The following is a 16,379-nucleotide window of genomic DNA, read 5'->3' as shown; positions in this document are numbered from 1 at the left end:
CGGTTCTAGGCATATAGCACCTCCAGCCGATCAACCACACTGGAGATACTGAACTCACTCTCGATGTGCGCTCTCGCATTCCGTCCGAGCTGCTGCCGACGAAGCGGGTCTTCAATTAGCCGCCGGACAGCGTCCACGAGGCCCTCGACTGATTCGTCTACCACGACGCCAGAGTCACGCGCCTTCAAGAGGCTTGCGAGCCCGTTGTCCTCAGTAACAACTACGGCCTTCCCGTGGCCCATCGCTTCCAACACCGACATGGGGAATACTTCGCCGATCGACGGAAGCACGTAGATCGCCGCGCGCGCCATACGCGCAGCAGTGTCAGCTGGAGGCAATGAGCCCTCCCAACTTAAGCGCTCTGCGCTCAAGCCCGACGCACGGATCTCCCGCGCGACTTCGTCACCGTCGCCCTCGTCCGGACCGACAACCGCGAACCTGACTTGTGGGTGATCTCCCGCGAGACGAATGGCCATCTCCACGAAGAGAGGTGCACGTTTGCGCGGGTGCAGCCTCGAAAGGAATAGAACCTCCAGCGGCTCAGGTTCGCCCAGCTCACGCCCCGGTACCGGTATGCCATTGTGGATTCTCGAGAGTGCGACACCAGGTCCAGCGATGCTCTCAATCGAACGCGTCTCATCTGCAGTGAGGCTCAGCACCGCGTCCGCATTCCGCAGGACTCGCCGGGTCAAGGCGAGGTCAAAGAAGGGAGCTAGTGGGTTGCCCGACTGCGCAATCATGCCGTGAGGCTGAATCACTAGACGGCGCGCCCGCGCGCGTGCGATGCGGGCCGCGGGCATGGTGATCAGGTCGCGCGCGAGGTGGACCTGGACCACAGTCGTCTCATCGATGCTCCCGCGAACGTAACGAATGAGTTCGGATGACGCGAGGCCAGCGAAGCCCGAACCCGGGACCCGTTGCGAGACAGGGAAGAGCGAGAGGCGAACTCCGTGTTCTTCTCTGGGCGTCTCGCTCCCGAAGCCACGGCAACCTGCAATGAGTTCGACTTCGTGGCCCCGTCGCGCTAGTTCGGCTAGTTGATTGACTGCTACCCGGACCGGGCCTCCGTAGGCGCCATCCGGGCTCACGAGTGTCACGATGTGCACGATTCTCACGACGTTGCCCGCTTAAATCGCAAGTCGGAATGCGCAACACCGTCGTCACGCTGGATCGTGTTTGCAGGAAGCACACCGCGCACGACACTCATAGGCGTCACTAGCGCAGAGCGACCGATGTGAGCACCGCCGAGGACCAGGCAACGGGAAGTTACCCACGCGCCTTCATCGATACGGATTGGCTTGGTCACCAGAGCCATATCTCGGCGATACGAGTGACTGCCCGTCGTGATCATGGTTTCTTGCGAGATGACGACGTCGTGGCCGATCGTGACCTCGTCCTGATTGTGAATCCAGACGCCTTCGCCGATCCAACAGTTGTCACCGATTTCAAGCTTCCAAGGGAACTTGACGCGAGTTCGCGGCCGAAAGGTGACTCGGTCACCAATCTTCGCACCGAACGCACGCAACACGACGACTCTGAGCCTCGACGAGACCTGCAGCGCATTTGTCACGAATAGCCACTCGCAGAGCCCCCAAAGGTAAACGATGACGGCAGGTCTCCCCCACGCAGCGCGCTCGCCTGGCGCGTCCCTAAGTGGAATAACCGGGATATCTAGTTCCGGTTCCCGGTGTTCGCTCATGGCCCCTCACATTCGCGACTTCATCAATGAACTATCCTCAACGCGTGAACCATCCTGTGCGCATGACCGTGCTCGGTCTCAACTACTCGCCAGAACCGACGGGAATCGCGCCGTACACAGCGGCATTCGCACAACATGTTGCGTCGACAGACTCCAGCGTCACTGCGGTCGCAGGCTTCCCCCACTATCCGCAGTGGAAGCGTAACCCAGAGTTTCGCGGTTTCCGAAGTCGGTCTATGGATCTGGGCGTCGATTTGCGCAGAGTCTCCCATTGGATACCGAATCCACCGCGCGGGGCTCGTCGACTACTTTCGGAACTGACGTTCGGCCTCCACCAGGTGCTATCTGGTTGGTCGCGACCTGACGTCACGGTCATGGTTTCTCCTGCGATGTTCTCCAGTGCCATATGCATGGCACGCTCGCTAGCTTTCTCCCGCTCCAAGCGGATTGTATGGGTGCAGGACCTCTACTCGCAGGGCATGGCGGAAACCGGCGAAGGGTCTGGACTAGCTACTCGTGTCGCAGGCGTCGTGGAGGGTTGGCTCCTACGGCGAGCCGATGCGGTGGTTGCTATCCATCCCGCGATGGCTGACCGGATGGTCTCAGACCTCGGTGTCGAACGCCATCGCATCCACGTCGTTCCGAACTGGTCCCACATCACCGTGGAAGCAGTCGACGTGGCCAAAGTCCGCGCGTCCCACGGATGGAGCCCTCAGGACTACATAGTCCTACACGCCGGCAACATGGGTTCCAAGCAGGGGCTCAGCAACGTCGTTGATGCGGCGCTAGTGGCGCAGGAACGTGGCAGTAACGTCAAATTCGTGCTGCTCGGAGACGGCGCGGACCGGTCTCGCCTCGAAGCGCTTGCGGGTAACTGCACACACGTGGCCTTCATTGACCCGCTTCCGGGCGACGGATTCACGGCCGCGCTGCAGGCGGCGGACGCGCTCCTGGTGAATGAGTTGCCGCGAGTCAAGGAAATGGCAGTCCCGAGCAAGCTCACGAGCTACTTCGCCGCCCATCGACCGGTAATCGCAGCGACCGAGCCCACCGGAATCGTCGCGTCGATCATGCAATCATCCGGCGCGGGACCCGTCGTGCAGGGCGGAGAGCCCGAACAGTTGCTCGCAGCAGCAGAGCAGTTGTCAAGCAAGTCCTCCGCCTCAAACCAGGCAGCCGCGGCTGGGTACGCCTACTTCGAGGAGAACCTGAGCGCGGAGGGCGCGATGCGGTCATTTGACGCGATTCTCAGTTCCGTTACCGGACAGTAATCGGCGACAGCTATATTGGCCCGCGACGTGTATGCGCACCATGAGGGGGCGTGCGAAAGGTGGACATGACGAAAAAGGCATTCATCACTGGCATTACCGGGCAAGACGGCAGCTACCTCGCCGAGTTGCTCCTCGCCAAGGGCTACGAGGTTCATGGCCTTATTCGACGAGCCAGCACTTTCAACACGAGCCGAATCGACCACCTGTACGTCGACCCGCACAACCCGGATGCGAAGCTCTTTCTCCACTACGGAGACCTCTCCGACGGTGCGCGCCTCACCACACTCCTTGCTGACATCAAGCCCGACGAGGTCTACAACCTTGCCGCTCAGTCGCATGTTCGCGTGAGCTTCGACGAGCCCGAGCACACCGGCGACACCACCGGAGTCGGTTCGATGCGCATGCTAGAGGCGGTTCGCCTCGCGGGAATCAATACTCGCTTCTACCAGGCTTCCTCCTCCGAAATGTTCGGTGCGACCCCGCCGCCGCAGGACGAGGAGACGCCGTTCTATCCGCGCTCCCCGTATGGCGCCGCGAAGGTGTACTCGTACTGGGTGACCAAGAACTACCGCGAGGCGTACGACATGTTCGCCGTCAACGGGATCCTGTTCAACCACGAGTCTCCGCGTCGTGGAGAGACGTTCGTCACGCGCAAGATCACCCGCGCCGCGGCTCGCATCGCAGCCGGCCTTCAGGACGACCTGTGGCTGGGAAACCTCGACTCGATCCGAGACTGGGGGTATGCCGCCGAGTATGTCGAAGGCATGTGGCGCATGTTGCAGGCCGACGAGCCCGACGACTTCGTTCTGGCCACCGGCGTCGGCATCACGGTGCGGGAGTTCCTCGAAGAGACCTTCTCTCACCTCGGACTGGTGTGGCAGGAGCATGTCAAGTTCGACGAGCGCTACCTGCGTCCCACGGAGGTCGACGCCCTCATCGGTGACGCTTCGAAGGCCGAAGAGAAGCTCGGATGGAAGGCCACTGTCGACGGCCGCGCGCTCGCTCGCCTCATGGTCGATGCGGATGTGGAGGCTATCAATCACGAGGGCCGCCCGTGGATCGATACAGTCGCGCTCGAGTCCTGGGCAACCAAGTGACCTCGTCCGACGGCGTGGAGTTCTCACCCGGACCGCTGGAACGTGACGCAACGTTCTACGTCGCGGGCCACCGCGGCCTGGTCGGCAGCGCGATTTGGCGCCGACTCGAGGCCGGTGGTTTCACGAACCTGATCGGACGCACCTCTGCAGAATTGGACCTCAAGGACCGTGACAAGGTGTTCGGGTTCTTCGCGCAAACCAAGCCCCGCTATGTGGTTTTGGCAGCGGCGAAGGTCGGCGGGATCATGGCCAATTCCACCTATCCGGTGGACTTCCTGTCGGACAACGTACAGATCCAGACCAACGTGATCGACGCCGCGATAGAACACGGTGTCGAACGACTGCTCTTTCTCGGTTCGAGTTGCATCTACCCGAAATTCGCGGAGCAGCCCATCCGTGAAGACTCGATGCTGACCGGATACCTGGAGCCCACGAATGATGCGTATGCGATCGCGAAGATCGCTGGCATTCTGCATATTCAAGCAGCGCGTCGTCAGTACGGGCTGCCGTGGATCTCAGCGATGCCGACGAACTTGTACGGCCCCAACGACAACTTCTCGGCTCAGGGCAGCCACGTGCTGCCCGCGCTGATCCGCCGCTACGACGAGGCCGCGAAGACAGCTGCTGACTCAGTGACGAACTGGGGCACCGGAACCCCGCGGCGCGAGTTCCTCCACAGTGACGACATGGCCGATGCCTGCCTGCACCTGCTGGAGCACTACGACGGCCCCGCGCAGGTCAATGTCGGCACCGGGTCCGACGTCACTATCAGAGAAATCGCGGAGACCATCGCCAAGGTCACCGGCTTCGAAGGAACCACTGACTGGGACACTTCAAAGCCCGACGGCACCCCGCAGAAGCTGTTGGACGTCACCCAGCTCGCTGAGGCGGGCTGGACCGCGCAAATCTCCCTCGAGGACGGCCTGCGCCGCACGTACGAGTGGTACCAGGACAACGTGGAGCAGTTGCGCGGCTGACTCAGCAGAACTACACGGAAGAGCGGGGCGTCAATACGCCCCGCTCTTTCCAAATACGGCCACGAACGTGCGAAGCATGATCAGCAGGTCGCCCGACAGAGACCAGTTCTCTGCGTAAAACAGGTCCAAACGAACAGCCTCGTCCCAGGTGAGGTCCGAGCGGCCGGAGACCTGCCACAGACCCGTGAGCCCGGGAAGGACGAGTTGGCGGCGCTCCACATCGTCGCCCCAGGCCTCGACCTCGCGCTGAAGCGGCGGGCGTGGGCCCACCAACGACATTTCACCTTTCATCACATTGAAGAGCTGGGGGAGCTCGTCGAGCGAGAACCTTCGCAGCACACGTCCCACAGGCGTGACCCGCGGGTCGTTCTTCATCTTGAAGTGAACGCCATTGCCCTCGTTCTCGTGCTCAATCTCCTTGAGCCGATCTTCAGCGTCGACATACATGGACCGGAACTTGTACATCGCGAACGGTTTCATGCCTATGCCGATGCGCTCCTGCTTGAACAGCACAGGGCCGCGCGACGTGAGCTTCACGAGCGCCGCCACGACGAGCATCGGAATCGTCGCAATCAGAAGGAGCAGGACAGTTGTAATGCGGTCAAAGACCTTCTTCGCGTAGTACTTTGCTCCGGTGAACTGTGGCGAGTCCACGTGCATGAGAGGCAGACCCTCAACCGGAGTCATGAGCACACGAGGACCCGCCACCTCGGCAAGGGCCGGCGCGACGATGAGTCCGATCTCGGTTCCCTCGATCTGCCAGCCGAGTCGACGCGCATATTCGTTCGAACGCGCGTCGGAACCCGCGAGCACGATGTACTCGGCACCTACGTTGCGCGCGAGCGCCACGAGGTCCGTGTCCTCGTCCACCACGGGCAGGCCCAGACCCGAGTCATTCGCGAGACGCGTTCCCTCGATTCGGGCGACAGCAGCGACCTCGTAGCCGGCCAGCCTCGCGCGCTCGAGTCGCTCAGAGAGGTCTACGGCGAGCGAGGCGGGCCCGATCACAAGAACGTTCGTGAGAAGCCTCCCCCGAGAGCGTTCTGCATGTACCCAGAGACGCCACGCAAGTCGATAGGTCAAAATAGCAGCAAGGCCCACGGGCAACGCAATAAGCAAGTACGCCCGGGAAATCTGCCACTGGGTAAGAAAACCGACAACAGCGACGACAACAAAGGCATCAAGTGACGCGCGAGTGACCCTCTGGAATTCCTGGGGACCATGGCCCATAATCCGGGTCTCGCGCGTGCGAAAGGCCCCGAGCAGCAGCCACCACAGCGCGCCGATCGCGACGGAGAGCCAGATGTACGGCGGTGAGTTCGGGCCCTGCACCTGAGCACCTAGATCAACGTTGAAGCGCATGTACTGAGCGATCACCATCACCATGATGACCACGAAGGCGTCAGAAATCGCAAGCGCAGCCTGAAGCTGTACGGCCCAACCGGCGGCACCGCGCATTCGGCTGGCCGGAGCCCCCCATCTCCGGGAATTCATAGCCGGAGTGTATCAATCGGGAATGGCAGTGACGCAACGTCTCGTGCGCATGAGAGAATGCAACGGGCATCTGTCGAGGTGAGCTATTGAGACAGGTTGGACAATCGAGGGGAAACCGCACACCGTGGAACTGCAGGACTACATTCGCATTCTGCACAAGAACTGGATTCTCATAGCTGTCACCTTCGTCTTGGCTATAGCAGCGGCGTTCACAGTCACGGCAGTCACACCTCCCACGTACGCCGCAAGCGCCAAGGTGTTCGTTTCAACGTCCGGGGCCTCGTCGGTTTCCGAACTCCAGCAGGGCAGCTCGTTCACACTGGCGCGCGTCGCGACCTACGCGGACCTTGCCACCACACAGTCCGTGCTCGATCCCACCATCGACGCACTCGGCCTCACCGATACGACCGCACAGGATCTGCGCGACGAGGTGTCCGCCACGGCATCCACCCGTAAGTCCGTCATCGACATCACCGCCACCGACGAGGATCCCGCGTTCGCCACCGCGTTGGCGACCGAGGTCGCCACGCAACTTGGCGTTGTCGTGGAGGCGCTCGAGACGACGGACGGCGGGGATGGCTCCACGGTAAGCCTCTCTGTGGTGCAGGAGGCCGAGACTCCTGCGTATCCCTCCTCGCCCAACCTCAAGCTGAACCTCGCGCTCGGCGCGCTGCTCGGTCTTGCCCTCGGTGTGGGCTTCGCACTGCTCCGCGCTGCGCTCGACACCCGCGTGCACAACGAGCGCGACGTCGAGCTCCTCACCGACGTGCCGATCCTCGGCGGCATCGTCTTCGACCCCAAGGCGAAGCAGCGCCCACTCGTCGTCCATGCCGATCCACGGAGCCCCCGCTCCGAGTCCTTCAGGACTCTCCGCACCAACCTGCAGTTCCTTGAGGCCGGCCGCTCGACCAAGGCGTTCGTGGTTACGAGTTCCATGCCGACCGAGGGAAAGTCCACCACCGCGTCGAACCTCGCGATCGCCCTGGCCGAGTCCGGCGCCAAGGTTCTGCTCGTGGACGCCGACCTACGCAAGCCGAAGGTCAATGAGTACCTCTCGATCGAGGGCGGCGTCGGACTCACCGACGCGATCATTGGTCGCGCATCTCTCAACGATGTGACTCAGCGCTGGGGTTCAGGCAGCCTCTACGTGGTCGCGTCGGGCCAGGTGCCGCCCAATCCCTCCGAGCTGCTCGGTTCGTCTGCCATGGAGCAGCTCATCGGCCAGATGACGCACCAGTACGACGTCGTGCTGTTTGACGCTCCCCCGCTGCTGCCCGTGACTGATGCGGCAGTGCTCTCGCGTCTGGTCGGAGGCAGCCTATTGATCGTCGCTGCAGGCCGCACACGTTCCAACCAACTCGACGCCTCTCTAGACGCCCTCGAGGTCGTCGGCGCCCCCCGCTCCGGCATCGTCCTCACGATGCTGCCCACGAGCGGGCCCGACTCCTATGGCTATGGCCGATACGGCTACCAGTACGCCGAGGACGACGCCCGAGAGAAGAAGACCGCCAAGCACCGCAAGCGCTGATTCCGGAGGCCCTCAAGCGGCCTGCGCCTGTGAAGTGTTGCTGTCAGCCGTACGTAACGGCGTACGCGAGCATCCCTAGCAGCGCGAGCCCCGACAGGAATGCGCCCCACACCGGCATGCCGCCGTAGACGCGGCGGTACCACGGCTTGTAGGACTGCGACGTGTACGTAGCCATCGGTGTCTCCCCCTGTGACGCTCGATCCCCCTGAAGCGCTGACATTCACCCCTGCGACGCCTCGCGCGCACTACCCCTGTGCGCTAGATCGTGTGTAGTTTGTCACAGCTTGAGCACAGCGCGGTAGACCTTGAGAGTAGATTTCACTGAGACGTAACACGACCTGGGAATGACGAAGCTCCTGCTACTCGCATGAGCAGCAGGAGCTTCAGCGCTTGAGAGGTGGAGACTCCGCTTAGTTCTGGCGGCGGCGGGCCGCGACGACCACGGCGCCCGCGCCGGCGACCAGCAGGCCGGCGGCGCCTGCCACGAGGCCCATGTTGCCGGCGCCTGTGCTCGCGAGCTCCTCGTCCGAGGCGGTGTCGCCAGCGGCAAGCTCGCCCGAGGTCTCGTTCGAGGCCTCCTCGGCGTCCGTGCCGTCGCCGTCACCGTCGGTCTCGTCGCCCGCGGCGCCAGTGCCCGAGTCGGTCACGTCGATCGTGCCGCTGAACAGCACCGTGGACTCGACCTCTTCGGTCGCGGCGTCGTCGAAGGTCACGCTGACCTTGAGGCCCAGGATGGGCGTCGACGGCGCGGTGACGTCGGTTGAGAAGGTGCCGTCGGCATCCACCGTGACGGTGAACTTCTTGCCGTACAGGGTGCTGTCCGGGTTCGTCACAGTGAACGTGTACGTACCGGCGGGCACGTTCTTGAACGTGAACGGGAGCACCGTGTTGACCGGCACCGTGTAGTTCTGGCCCTGAGGCGCGATCACGCCGTAGGTGCCCTCGGTGTAGCTACCCGTGTAGTCGAACTCGTCCGCAGCGGCCATGCCGGCGGATCCGAGGACAATCGCTGCAGTCGCGGCAGCGGAAGCAAGGATCTTACGCATCAGGTGTTTCCCCCCAGCAGTGCGCCGAACCGAACGGCGCTTCTTCATGTGCACTGTGATTAACAGCACACCTGTCTCCGTAGGCGAGATTAGCAGGGTGACTCGAATGTGTCGACGTCGCTAACGTTAAGAACTGGTTTCGATCCCGGGGTCGCGACCACTTCGCCTATCCCAAAGTAGGACGATTCGGGCTCCAGGGACACCGTTACCTGGGTCGATTCGCCCGGTGCGAGCCTCGCCTGGAGCTCCACGAGACGCCGCCCAGCCAGCTCAGAATCCGTGTAGCCGATCGGTTCGCCATTAGCCGCGACGCTCAGAATTCGATATCCGTCGGGAACGAGAATGTAAAGGCCGCCAATGAACTCGCCCCTTCCGATTGCGACACCGGATGACGCGACGTAGTCTGGGAGGCTGGCCACGTCTCCGTCGTAGGTGTGCGTGAGCGTCACGTCGAGCTCTGCGCTCCCGACTCGACCATCCGACGCGCAGTAGCCCACGCTCGGCACTACCTCCATGTCGACGTAGTAGCCGATCTTGCTCGCGGCTCCGTCATTGAGGAAGGCGCCCGCCCAGACGTCGTCCCGGAGCTGATCGCCGCCCGCGGGCGTGGACTCCAGGATCGCCTGCTCGGACTCGGTCGCGCTCCAGACGGAGAAGCGGTTCTCGTCGAGTGCCCGCTCGAGGCCGTCCACTGCTGACGAGCCTCCGCCCAGGACCTCGCCGAACAGCGCGCTCGCAGCCGCAGCGAAGAACTCATCCTGCTTGTTCGGGTCCTCGAATTCGAAGTACACCTGGTTGAGCATGACCTCGGCGAGGTTCTCGCCGCTGACGTCGATTCCCATGATCGTCTGCGACTCGGCGTCGCCCATCATGTAACCGAGGGCGACCGGGTCGAGGCTGATCACACCGTCGGGCGCTTCGCCGGTCGCGCCCTCGATGTACTGGCTCATGAAGATCGCGGCGCGCGGGAACTGCGGCGTCGCGTTGACGGTCTGCGAGAAGTTCACGAGCTGGTCGCCGAAGACCTCGAGCTCCTCGTCCGTGGCACCTGTGGCAGGTCCGTACGCGTTGAGCTCGCCCGCCGAGAAGTACTCGCCGATCAGCGGCTGACCATCGTCGATGGTCACCATGATGACCGCGCCAGGAATACCACCCGAGGCGCGCGGCTCCGCGTTGTTCTGGATCATCACGGCGTACGTACGCGGCTCCTCGCCGCCGAGCATGCCCGGCAGGAGTTGCGCGAGCGTCGTCGCGTCGTCGACCATCGTCGCGAGCTCGGACAGCTGCCCGGTGAGCTGATCGAACGCGTCTGACACCAAGACGACCGAGTTGGAGGTGTCGACCTCGGCGAGCGCGTCGGCCTGCTCCACCAGGACCGCCTGCACCTGCTCGAGCGTGGGCCGGTAGGGCTCCATGAAATACGGGTCGATGCGGCCATCGACGAACTCAGGATTCGCGAGCGCATCAAGGTCCTCGAGCTCGGACAGCGGCGCGAGGGCGTCGTCCGCGAGCGCCTTCACCGCGACACCCGCCGCCTGCAGCGGACGGACCTGGTCCTTGACCCACGGGATGTAGGTCGCGAGGGTCCAGTGGATCCCATGCGTATGGTCGTAGAACGAGTTCGCCGCCTCGGAGAGCGTCTCGACCTCGCCACGGAGCGTGTCGACGTCGCGCGCGCTCACCGCCTCCTGGGCTCGCGCGGCGGAGGACTGCAGCGCGTCTGCCTCGCCCTGGGCCTGGTAGGCATCCCAGGCGAGCCAGGCGCCCCAGCCGATCACCGCTGCAATGACGACGAGTACCGCCACGACCCAACCCCACCGGCGCCTGTGACTCGCCGCGTGAACTGGTGGTTGACCCATCGGTGCCCCTCTACACTGTCCCCGAGTTCAAGCCCGGGGGTACCAGCCGTGATTTCGATCCTGACCGTCTGCACCGGCAACATCTGCCGTTCGCCCGCCGCGGCCATCGCGCTCCAAGAGTACCTAGGGGACCTGGCGACGGTGAGCAGCGCCGGAGTCATGGCCGTCGTCGGCGGGAAGATGCCGATGGAGATGTCGCTCGCGATGCCCGCCGGGTTCTCGGGCGAGGGTCACGCCGGGCGTCAGTTGACGCCCGCGATCGTGCAGGAGTCGGATCTGATCATCGCCATGACCGTGGAGCACCGGCGACGCATCGTCTCCGAGAACCCCCTGGCGCTCAAGCGCACCTTTCTGCTCGAGGAGATCGCGATGACCGCGCGTGCGGGCGTTCCTCTTGCCGGAGGCTCCCCCGGCGAGCGGATCACCCACATTGCAGCAGCCGTGCAGGCTCACCGGCCGATCCTCGCGGGTCAGGACATTGCCGAGGTGCCCGACCCCTACAAGCTCTCGCAGGACGTCTACGACGAGGCGGCCGCGATGATCGTGGCCGCGTGCCGCGACATCGCGGCGTGGGTCAAGGGGTAGCCCGCTCGATGAGGTTCGCGAGCGCGCGGCCGACCAGTTCGCGCGTGCCACGCCAAAGGTCGTCGTCGGCTGGCAATTGCTCGGCATCGAACCATCGGAACTCCGTGGCCTCGCCGCCGGTTGCCTCGAACCCGGCTTCGCAGGCCTCGACGACGTAGACCCCCGAGGTCGCCTGCTTGCGGGGATCGATCCCATGGCCCGGTCGCGGCTCCTTGAAGAACTCGAACAACGCGGCAGGCTGCTCAGGGAGGTCGTAGTCGTCCGCCGCCAGCGCTCGGCCCCCCGGGCCGGTCACCGACTCGCGGAGGTGTCGCTCGGCCGCCTCTCGGAGGGACTCTCCAAGTCTTTGGCGCCCACCGATCTGGCACCACACCGCCCCCCACGGGGAATCCGTGCGCAGGATCAGGCCGACCTGTCGGCGGCCTTCTTCGTCGAGTCGGGTGAGAACGACGTCCGCGCACGGGATCGGGACGAGATTCTGAACCAGCTCCCAGGTCTCGGCGTCCATGTAGCCCGCGGGCGCATCGTCCTGGCTAATGAGACCGGGGTTCTCAACCATCGCATCGTCCCTGAATGAGCGCCTTCACCGTCGCAGCCGACTGATAGGCGTACTGATAGGCCCAGAACGGGAGGCTGACGCTCTCCCCCGAGTCCAGCATCGACACCTCGCCGTCGAAGCAGTTCTTCATGATCATGCGCGAGCGGGAGATGTGCGGAGTGAAGGTGATCACCGCCGCATTCGTCCAGCCGTTCTTCGTCGCCTCCTCCTGGAGGAAGATCGCCTCGCCCCGCGTGGTGAACGGATCAGGCTTGGCGCACACGTAGGTGTCGTCACCCGAGGCGCAGATCTCTCCAGCAAGCGGGTACATCTCCGACTCCTCGGGATCCAGCGACACGAGCACGTGCTCGGTCAGACCCTCGTCGACCATCGACTGCGCGAGCTCCATGCGCGTATCGGTCGGCGGGCCCAGCACCAGGGCCACGTCCGCCTTCGCCGGCTCGTCGTGCGCCGGGAACACCAGGAACGGCAGGCCCGCGAGGACCACCGCCGCCACGAGCCCGAGCGCGACCAAGAACCACATCCCCCACCCCTTCATGCGCGCAAGGGTAGCGGGGGCAGGTTTCCGGCTGATGAGCGCCAACAACCAGCCCCAGACAGCAGAAAGCCCCGCCGAGATTCCCTCGACGGGGCTTGCGCATCACCGGCCTCACCGCGCGCGGCGGCCGGTGGACACGATGACCGGTGTCAGCGGATGGAGTTCCTCGAGCCGGCGGTGCAGCCCTGGCGGGCGCCGCCCGGGATCAGCTGGACCGATCCCGCGAGGTCGAAGCCGCGGCACGAGCCGAGGCGCGAGTCGCTGAGCATGATCAGCGGATGTCGTACACGGAGGTCGCGCTCATGGCGTCGATGACCTCGTCGCGGACCGATGCCGGCAGGTGGCTGTAGTCGGCGGACTTGCTGCGACCGATGAACGCGGCGGTGATGGACTCGAACATGGTGTTTCTCCTTGCGGTTGTGTGAGAACCGGGAGGAGGACGTGGAGTCCGGTCTCCCGGTGGCCCCACGTTGGGACAATGCAAAAGTCCCGCTCTGACCGTTGCTGTGGCGACGTTGTCAGTAGCGGGACGCTGTGTTCACTATATCGGCTGGCCGCCTCGAAGAACAGCCGCGCGTGGCGCGAATCACAATCTCCGCACGCAAATCGGCGCTCCGATGCACTCTTTCGGGACCTCTTTCCCAGGGACGATGCCCGTTTTGCCCGAGTCGCCAGCCGCGGCCGCGAGGAGCGCGGCGCCGCCGCTACTTCCCCCGCACCGCCCGCGTGAGGATCTCCGCCAGGTGCAGGCCGTCCACGCCCGCCACCTGCTCCGCCTGCGTGCGGCAGCTCACGCCGTCCGCCATGTACACCGCGTCCGCGCCCTCGACCAGTTGGCCGTCCTTGCTCAGGCCCGCCTTCTCGAGCGCCGGCACCAGCGACGTGTGCGCAATGTCGACGGACAGGTCGTAGTGGCCGTTCTCATAGCCCCAGTTGCCCGCCAGCCCGCAGCAGCCCGACGCCTCCGTGACGTTCGCGCCCGCCCGCGCCAGGATGTCGCGGTCCGCCGTGTAGCCCATGACCGAGTACTGGTGGCAGTGCGGCTGCACCACCACGTCCACGCCCTCGAGGCTCGGCACCTGCCACTCCGGGTCCGGCTTCACGGGCGCCCGGCCCGTGAGGACCTCCGCGAGCGTGTACGTGCCCAGCGCGACCGACCGCGCGCGCGGGTCGTCCGGCAGGATCTCCGTGATGTCGCCCCGCAGCACCGCCGTGCACGACGGCTCGACCCCGATGATCGGGATGCCGTTCACCGCATACGGCCCCAGCACTGAGAGGAGATGCTCCAGGTGCTTGCGCGCCCCGTCCAGCTGCCCCGTCGAGATCCACGTGACGCCGCAGCACGCGTCGCCCGCCGACACGATCACCTCGAAGCCCGCCGACTCCAGCACCTCCACGATGGCGGTGGGGATCTCCGGGTCCAGGCCGTCCGTGAACGAGTCGGCCCACAGCACCACCCGGCGGTCGGTTCCCAGGGACGATGCCTTGGCCGAGTTCTCATCCGGACGATGCGACTTCGCGACCTGGGTACGACGGAAGGGCTTGGCCGCGAACTTCGGCAGGCTGCGCCGCTTGTCGAGACCGGCGATCGGCAAAATGAGTCGCCGGAGCGGACCGACGGCCATGACGCCATTGACCAGCCACGGCACCCAGCCGATGATGTTCATCCACCTGGGCAGCCAGCCGATGGAATAGTGCGGCATCGGGCGGAGCTTGCCCTGATAGCTGCGGTGGAGCACCTCGGACTTGTAGGCGGCCATGTCGATGCCGCTCGGGCAGTCCGACGAGCACGCCTTGCAGGACAGGCACGCGTCGAGGCTCTGTCGCACCTCGGGCGCGGTGAGACCGCCGATGAGTGAGCCGTTGATCGCATCCTGCAGCACGCGGGCGCGGCCGCGCGTCACGTCCTTCTCATCCTTCGTGGCGGCGTAGGACGGGCACATGAAGCCCGTGCCGGTCCCGGGCAGGTCCGCGCGGCACTTGCCGACGCCCGTGCAGCGGTGGACCGCCTCGGTGAGGTCGCCGTGGTCGTGCTCGAACGCGAGCCCGCCCTTGGACGGCACGGTCTTGGGTGCGGCGGGGCGGCGCAGGTCCGCGTCGAGCGGTGCCGGGTCCACGATGATCCCCGGGTTCAGCAGATTGTTCGGGTCGAAGAGCGCCTTGACCTGTCCGAACAGTTGGACGGCCGCCTGCGAGTACATGGTGCCGAGCAGCTCCGAGCGCGCGCGGCCGTCGCCGTGCTCGCCGCTGAGCGACCCGCCGTGCTCCGCGACCAGCTTGGCGGAGTCCTCCATGAAGGCCCTCAGGGGTCGGCCGTCCTCCTGCATCGGGATCGCGAGGCGCACGTGGATGCAGCCGTCTCCGAAGTGGCCGAAGGGCTGACCCTCGACGCCATGGCGGTCCATGAGCGCGTCGAAGTCGCGCAGGTACGCGCCGAGACGCTCCGGCGGCACCGCGGCGTCCTCCCAGCCGGGCCACGCCTCGACGTTGCCCGCGGTGCGGCCCGCGAGCCCGGCGCCGTCGGCGCGGATGGCCCACAGCTTCGCCGACTCGGCCCCGTCGCGCACGACGCGATACGAGGAGGTCCCGGACGCGGCGACGACCGCGGCCATCTGGGCCTCCGCATCGTCCTCGGTAACCGCGCCGACCTCGACCAGCAACCAACCCGCGCCGACCGGAAGCTCCGGCACCCCGGAGTCGCCCTTGGCCGCGCGCACGCGCGCGACGAGGCGCGCGTCGAGGCCCTCGATGGCCTGCGCGCCGAGCGGCAGCAGCGGCACCACGGCGTCTGCGGCGGCGGGCATGTCGTCGTACGCGAAGACGCCCGTGAGGCGGAAGGTCGGCACCTCGACCAGGCGCAGCTTGGCCTCGAGCGCGGTGCCGAGGGTGCCCTCGGTGCCGACCAGGAAGCGGCCCAGGTCGCCGCCGTTCTCGGGCAGCAGGTGCTCGAGCGAGTAGCCCGAGACCTGGCGCGTGAAGCGGCCGAACTCGGTGCGGATGAGCGCGAGGTTCGCGTCCACGAGCTCCTTGAGCCCGGGCACCGCCTCCGGCCCCCCGGCGCGGCCGACCGCCCCGGCGGCTCCCGCATCGTCCGCCTTGGCGCGGGCGTTGAACCTGCGGCCGACGCCGTCGATCACGTCGAGCGAGAGGACGTTGTCCGCGGTGCGGCCGAACGCGAGCGCGTGGGGGCCGCACGCGTTGTTGCCGATCATGCCGCCGAGCGTGCAGCGGGTCCACGTCGACGGGTCGGGGCCGAACCGCAGCCCGTGCGGCGCGATGACGCGCTGCAGGTCGCCCATGATGACGCCCGGCTGGACGCGCGCGGTGCGGGCCTCGACGTCGACGTCCAGGATCTGGTTGAGGTAGCGGCTCGTGTCGACCACGATCCCGGTGCCGATCGAGTTGCCCGCGACCGACGTGCCCGCGCCGCGCATCGTCAGCGGCGTCTGCGTGGTGCGCGAGACGGAGTGGATCGCGAGGAGCTCGTCCACGTCGCGCGGGAAGGCGACCAGCTGCGGCACCACGCGGTAGTTGGACGCGTCGGTCGAGTACTCGGCGCGGCGGCGCGTGCCCGTCTCGATGTGGTCCACGCCTGCCATGCGCAGCTCAGAGACGAGCGCGCGGGCGCCATCGTCCGAATCGGTCAGGTCTGCGGCGGGCGTCGTAGCGGTCACGTTCGCCATTCTTGCACCGGGTGCGAGCCTCAGGACCAGGGAGAAAGGCCCG

The 16,379-nt window shown here is 65.5% G+C and carries 15 protein-coding genes; 5 read left to right on the top strand and 10 right to left on the bottom strand.

Annotation, left to right across the window (positions count from 1 at the left end):
• Nucleotides 1-5 precede the first annotated feature (5 nt).
• Nucleotides 6-1,088 (bottom strand): glycosyltransferase, encoded by a 1,083-nt coding sequence (locus B7K23_RS06105; protein WP_234996474.1) that lies wholly within the window; start codon nucleotides 1,086-1,088, stop codon nucleotides 6-8.
• A gap of 23 nt (nucleotides 1,089-1,111) precedes the next feature.
• Nucleotides 1,112-1,570 carry an acetyltransferase gene (locus tag B7K23_RS06100; protein ID WP_234996434.1) on the bottom strand — a complete coding sequence of 153 codons (459 nt, stop codon included), beginning with the start codon at nucleotides 1,568-1,570 and terminating at the stop codon, nucleotides 1,112-1,114.
• A gap of 155 nt (nucleotides 1,571-1,725) precedes the next feature.
• On the opposite strand from B7K23_RS06100, the gene B7K23_RS06095 reads away from it, so the two are divergent.
• The 3 genes from B7K23_RS06095 (at nucleotide 1,726) to B7K23_RS06085 (ending at nucleotide 5,044) form a co-directional block, all read left to right on the top strand.
• The gene (locus B7K23_RS06095) at nucleotides 1,726-2,970 is read left to right on the top strand and encodes a glycosyltransferase (protein ID WP_084125466.1); all 1,245 of its coding nucleotides are present in this window, start codon (nucleotides 1,726-1,728) and stop codon (nucleotides 2,968-2,970) included.
• A 65-nt stretch (nucleotides 2,971-3,035) separates the two neighbouring features.
• Nucleotides 3,036-4,067 carry a GDP-mannose 4,6-dehydratase gene (gene gmd / locus B7K23_RS06090; protein WP_084125465.1) on the top strand — a complete coding sequence of 344 codons (1,032 nt, stop codon included), beginning with the start codon at nucleotides 3,036-3,038 and terminating at the stop codon, nucleotides 4,065-4,067.
• Nucleotides 4,064-5,044, top strand: a complete 981-nt coding sequence (locus B7K23_RS06085) for a GDP-L-fucose synthase (RefSeq protein ID WP_200809773.1) — start codon at nucleotides 4,064-4,066, stop codon at nucleotides 5,042-5,044. Before gmd ends, B7K23_RS06085 begins: the two co-directional genes overlap by 4 nt.
• 30 nt (nucleotides 5,045-5,074) lie before the next feature.
• Here B7K23_RS06085 and B7K23_RS06080 read toward each other — a convergent pair whose 3' ends face one another.
• On the bottom strand, nucleotides 5,075-6,538 hold the full coding sequence (locus B7K23_RS06080; RefSeq protein ID WP_084125464.1) for a sugar transferase: 1,464 nt from the start codon (nucleotides 6,536-6,538) through the stop codon (nucleotides 5,075-5,077).
• A 124-nt stretch (nucleotides 6,539-6,662) separates the two neighbouring features.
• Between B7K23_RS06080 and B7K23_RS06075 the strand changes: the two genes are divergently transcribed.
• Nucleotides 6,663-8,066, top strand: a complete 1,404-nt coding sequence (locus tag B7K23_RS06075) for a polysaccharide biosynthesis tyrosine autokinase (protein WP_084125463.1) — start codon at nucleotides 6,663-6,665, stop codon at nucleotides 8,064-8,066.
• Between the two features lie 43 nt (nucleotides 8,067-8,109).
• Here the strand turns inward: B7K23_RS06075 and B7K23_RS16035 are convergent, their stop codons facing one another.
• From B7K23_RS16035 to B7K23_RS06065, 3 genes are all read right to left on the bottom strand, one after another.
• Nucleotides 8,110-8,241 (bottom strand): hypothetical protein, encoded by a 132-nt coding sequence (locus B7K23_RS16035; RefSeq protein WP_255376294.1) that lies wholly within the window; start codon nucleotides 8,239-8,241, stop codon nucleotides 8,110-8,112.
• Nucleotides 8,242-8,476: 235 nt separating this feature from the next.
• Nucleotides 8,477-9,112 (bottom strand): LPXTG cell wall anchor domain-containing protein, encoded by a 636-nt coding sequence (locus tag B7K23_RS06070; RefSeq protein ID WP_159451331.1) that lies wholly within the window; start codon nucleotides 9,110-9,112, stop codon nucleotides 8,477-8,479.
• An 89-nt stretch (nucleotides 9,113-9,201) separates the two neighbouring features.
• Nucleotides 9,202-10,917, bottom strand: a complete 1,716-nt coding sequence (locus tag B7K23_RS06065; protein ID WP_159451330.1) for a DUF4012 domain-containing protein — start codon at nucleotides 10,915-10,917, stop codon at nucleotides 9,202-9,204.
• A gap of 102 nt (nucleotides 10,918-11,019) precedes the next feature.
• Here B7K23_RS06065 and B7K23_RS15695 point away from each other — a divergent pair, with 102 nt between their 5' ends.
• Complete coding sequence (locus B7K23_RS15695) at nucleotides 11,020-11,556, top strand: low molecular weight phosphatase family protein (protein WP_159451329.1); 537 nt, start codon at nucleotides 11,020-11,022, stop codon at nucleotides 11,554-11,556.
• Here B7K23_RS15695 and B7K23_RS06055 read toward each other — a convergent pair.
• The 4 genes from B7K23_RS06055 to B7K23_RS06045 all read right to left on the bottom strand — a co-directional run bounded on the left by B7K23_RS06055 (nucleotide 11,546) and on the right by B7K23_RS06045 (nucleotide 16,336).
• Nucleotides 11,546-12,115 carry a DUF4916 domain-containing protein gene (locus B7K23_RS06055; protein ID WP_084125460.1) on the bottom strand — a complete coding sequence of 190 codons (570 nt, stop codon included), beginning with the start codon at nucleotides 12,113-12,115 and terminating at the stop codon, nucleotides 11,546-11,548. The two genes, B7K23_RS15695 and B7K23_RS06055, sit on opposite strands and share 11 nt — an antisense overlap.
• Nucleotides 12,108-12,653, bottom strand: coding sequence for a YdcF family protein (locus B7K23_RS06050; protein ID WP_143338118.1), 546 nt, complete (start codon nucleotides 12,651-12,653; stop codon nucleotides 12,108-12,110). Before B7K23_RS06050 ends, B7K23_RS06055 begins: the two co-directional genes overlap by 8 nt.
• A gap of 271 nt (nucleotides 12,654-12,924) precedes the next feature.
• Nucleotides 12,925-13,053, bottom strand: coding sequence for a hypothetical protein (locus tag B7K23_RS16030; protein ID WP_255376293.1), 129 nt, complete (start codon nucleotides 13,051-13,053; stop codon nucleotides 12,925-12,927).
• 304 nt (nucleotides 13,054-13,357) lie between these two features.
• On the bottom strand, nucleotides 13,358-16,336 hold the full coding sequence (locus B7K23_RS06045) for an FAD-binding and (Fe-S)-binding domain-containing protein (RefSeq protein ID WP_084125458.1): 2,979 nt from the start codon (nucleotides 16,334-16,336) through the stop codon (nucleotides 13,358-13,360).
• Between the last annotated feature and the right edge of the window lie 43 nt (nucleotides 16,337-16,379).

The sequence above is a fragment of the Demequina sp. NBRC 110054 genome (genome assembly GCF_002090115.1).
In the GTDB taxonomy this organism is placed as follows: Bacteria; Actinomycetota; Actinomycetes; order Actinomycetales; family Demequinaceae; genus Demequina.
The sequence above is the reverse complement of the archived record's forward strand: the minus strand, read 5'-3'. Positions and strand labels throughout refer to the sequence as shown.

Bases quoted from the DNA above. Each gene is read 5' to 3' on its own strand.
- B7K23_RS16030 (WP_255376293.1), bottom strand. From the start codon at position 13,053: ATGTTCGAGTCCATCACCGCCGCGTTCATCGGTCGCAGCAAGTCCGCC.
- B7K23_RS06070 (WP_159451331.1), bottom strand. From the start codon at position 9,112: ATGCGTAAGATCCTTGCTTCCGCTGCCGCGACTGCAGCGATTGTCCTC.
- B7K23_RS06045 (WP_084125458.1), bottom strand. From the start codon at position 16,336: ATGGCGAACGTGACCGCTACGACGCCCGCCGCAGACCTGACCGATTCG.
- B7K23_RS16035 (WP_255376294.1), bottom strand. From the start codon at position 8,241: ATGGCTACGTACACGTCGCAGTCCTACAAGCCGTGGTACCGCCGCGTC.
- B7K23_RS06095 (WP_084125466.1), top strand. From the start codon at position 1,726: ATGAACTATCCTCAACGCGTGAACCATCCTGTGCGCATGACCGTGCTC.
- B7K23_RS06055 (WP_084125460.1), bottom strand. From the start codon at position 12,115: ATGGTTGAGAACCCCGGTCTCATTAGCCAGGACGATGCGCCCGCGGGC.
- B7K23_RS06050 (WP_143338118.1), bottom strand. From the start codon at position 12,653: ATGAAGGGGTGGGGGATGTGGTTCTTGGTCGCGCTCGGGCTCGTGGCG.
- B7K23_RS06080 (WP_084125464.1), bottom strand. From the start codon at position 6,538: ATGAATTCCCGGAGATGGGGGGCTCCGGCCAGCCGAATGCGCGGTGCC.
- gmd (WP_084125465.1), top strand. From the start codon at position 3,036: ATGACGAAAAAGGCATTCATCACTGGCATTACCGGGCAAGACGGCAGC.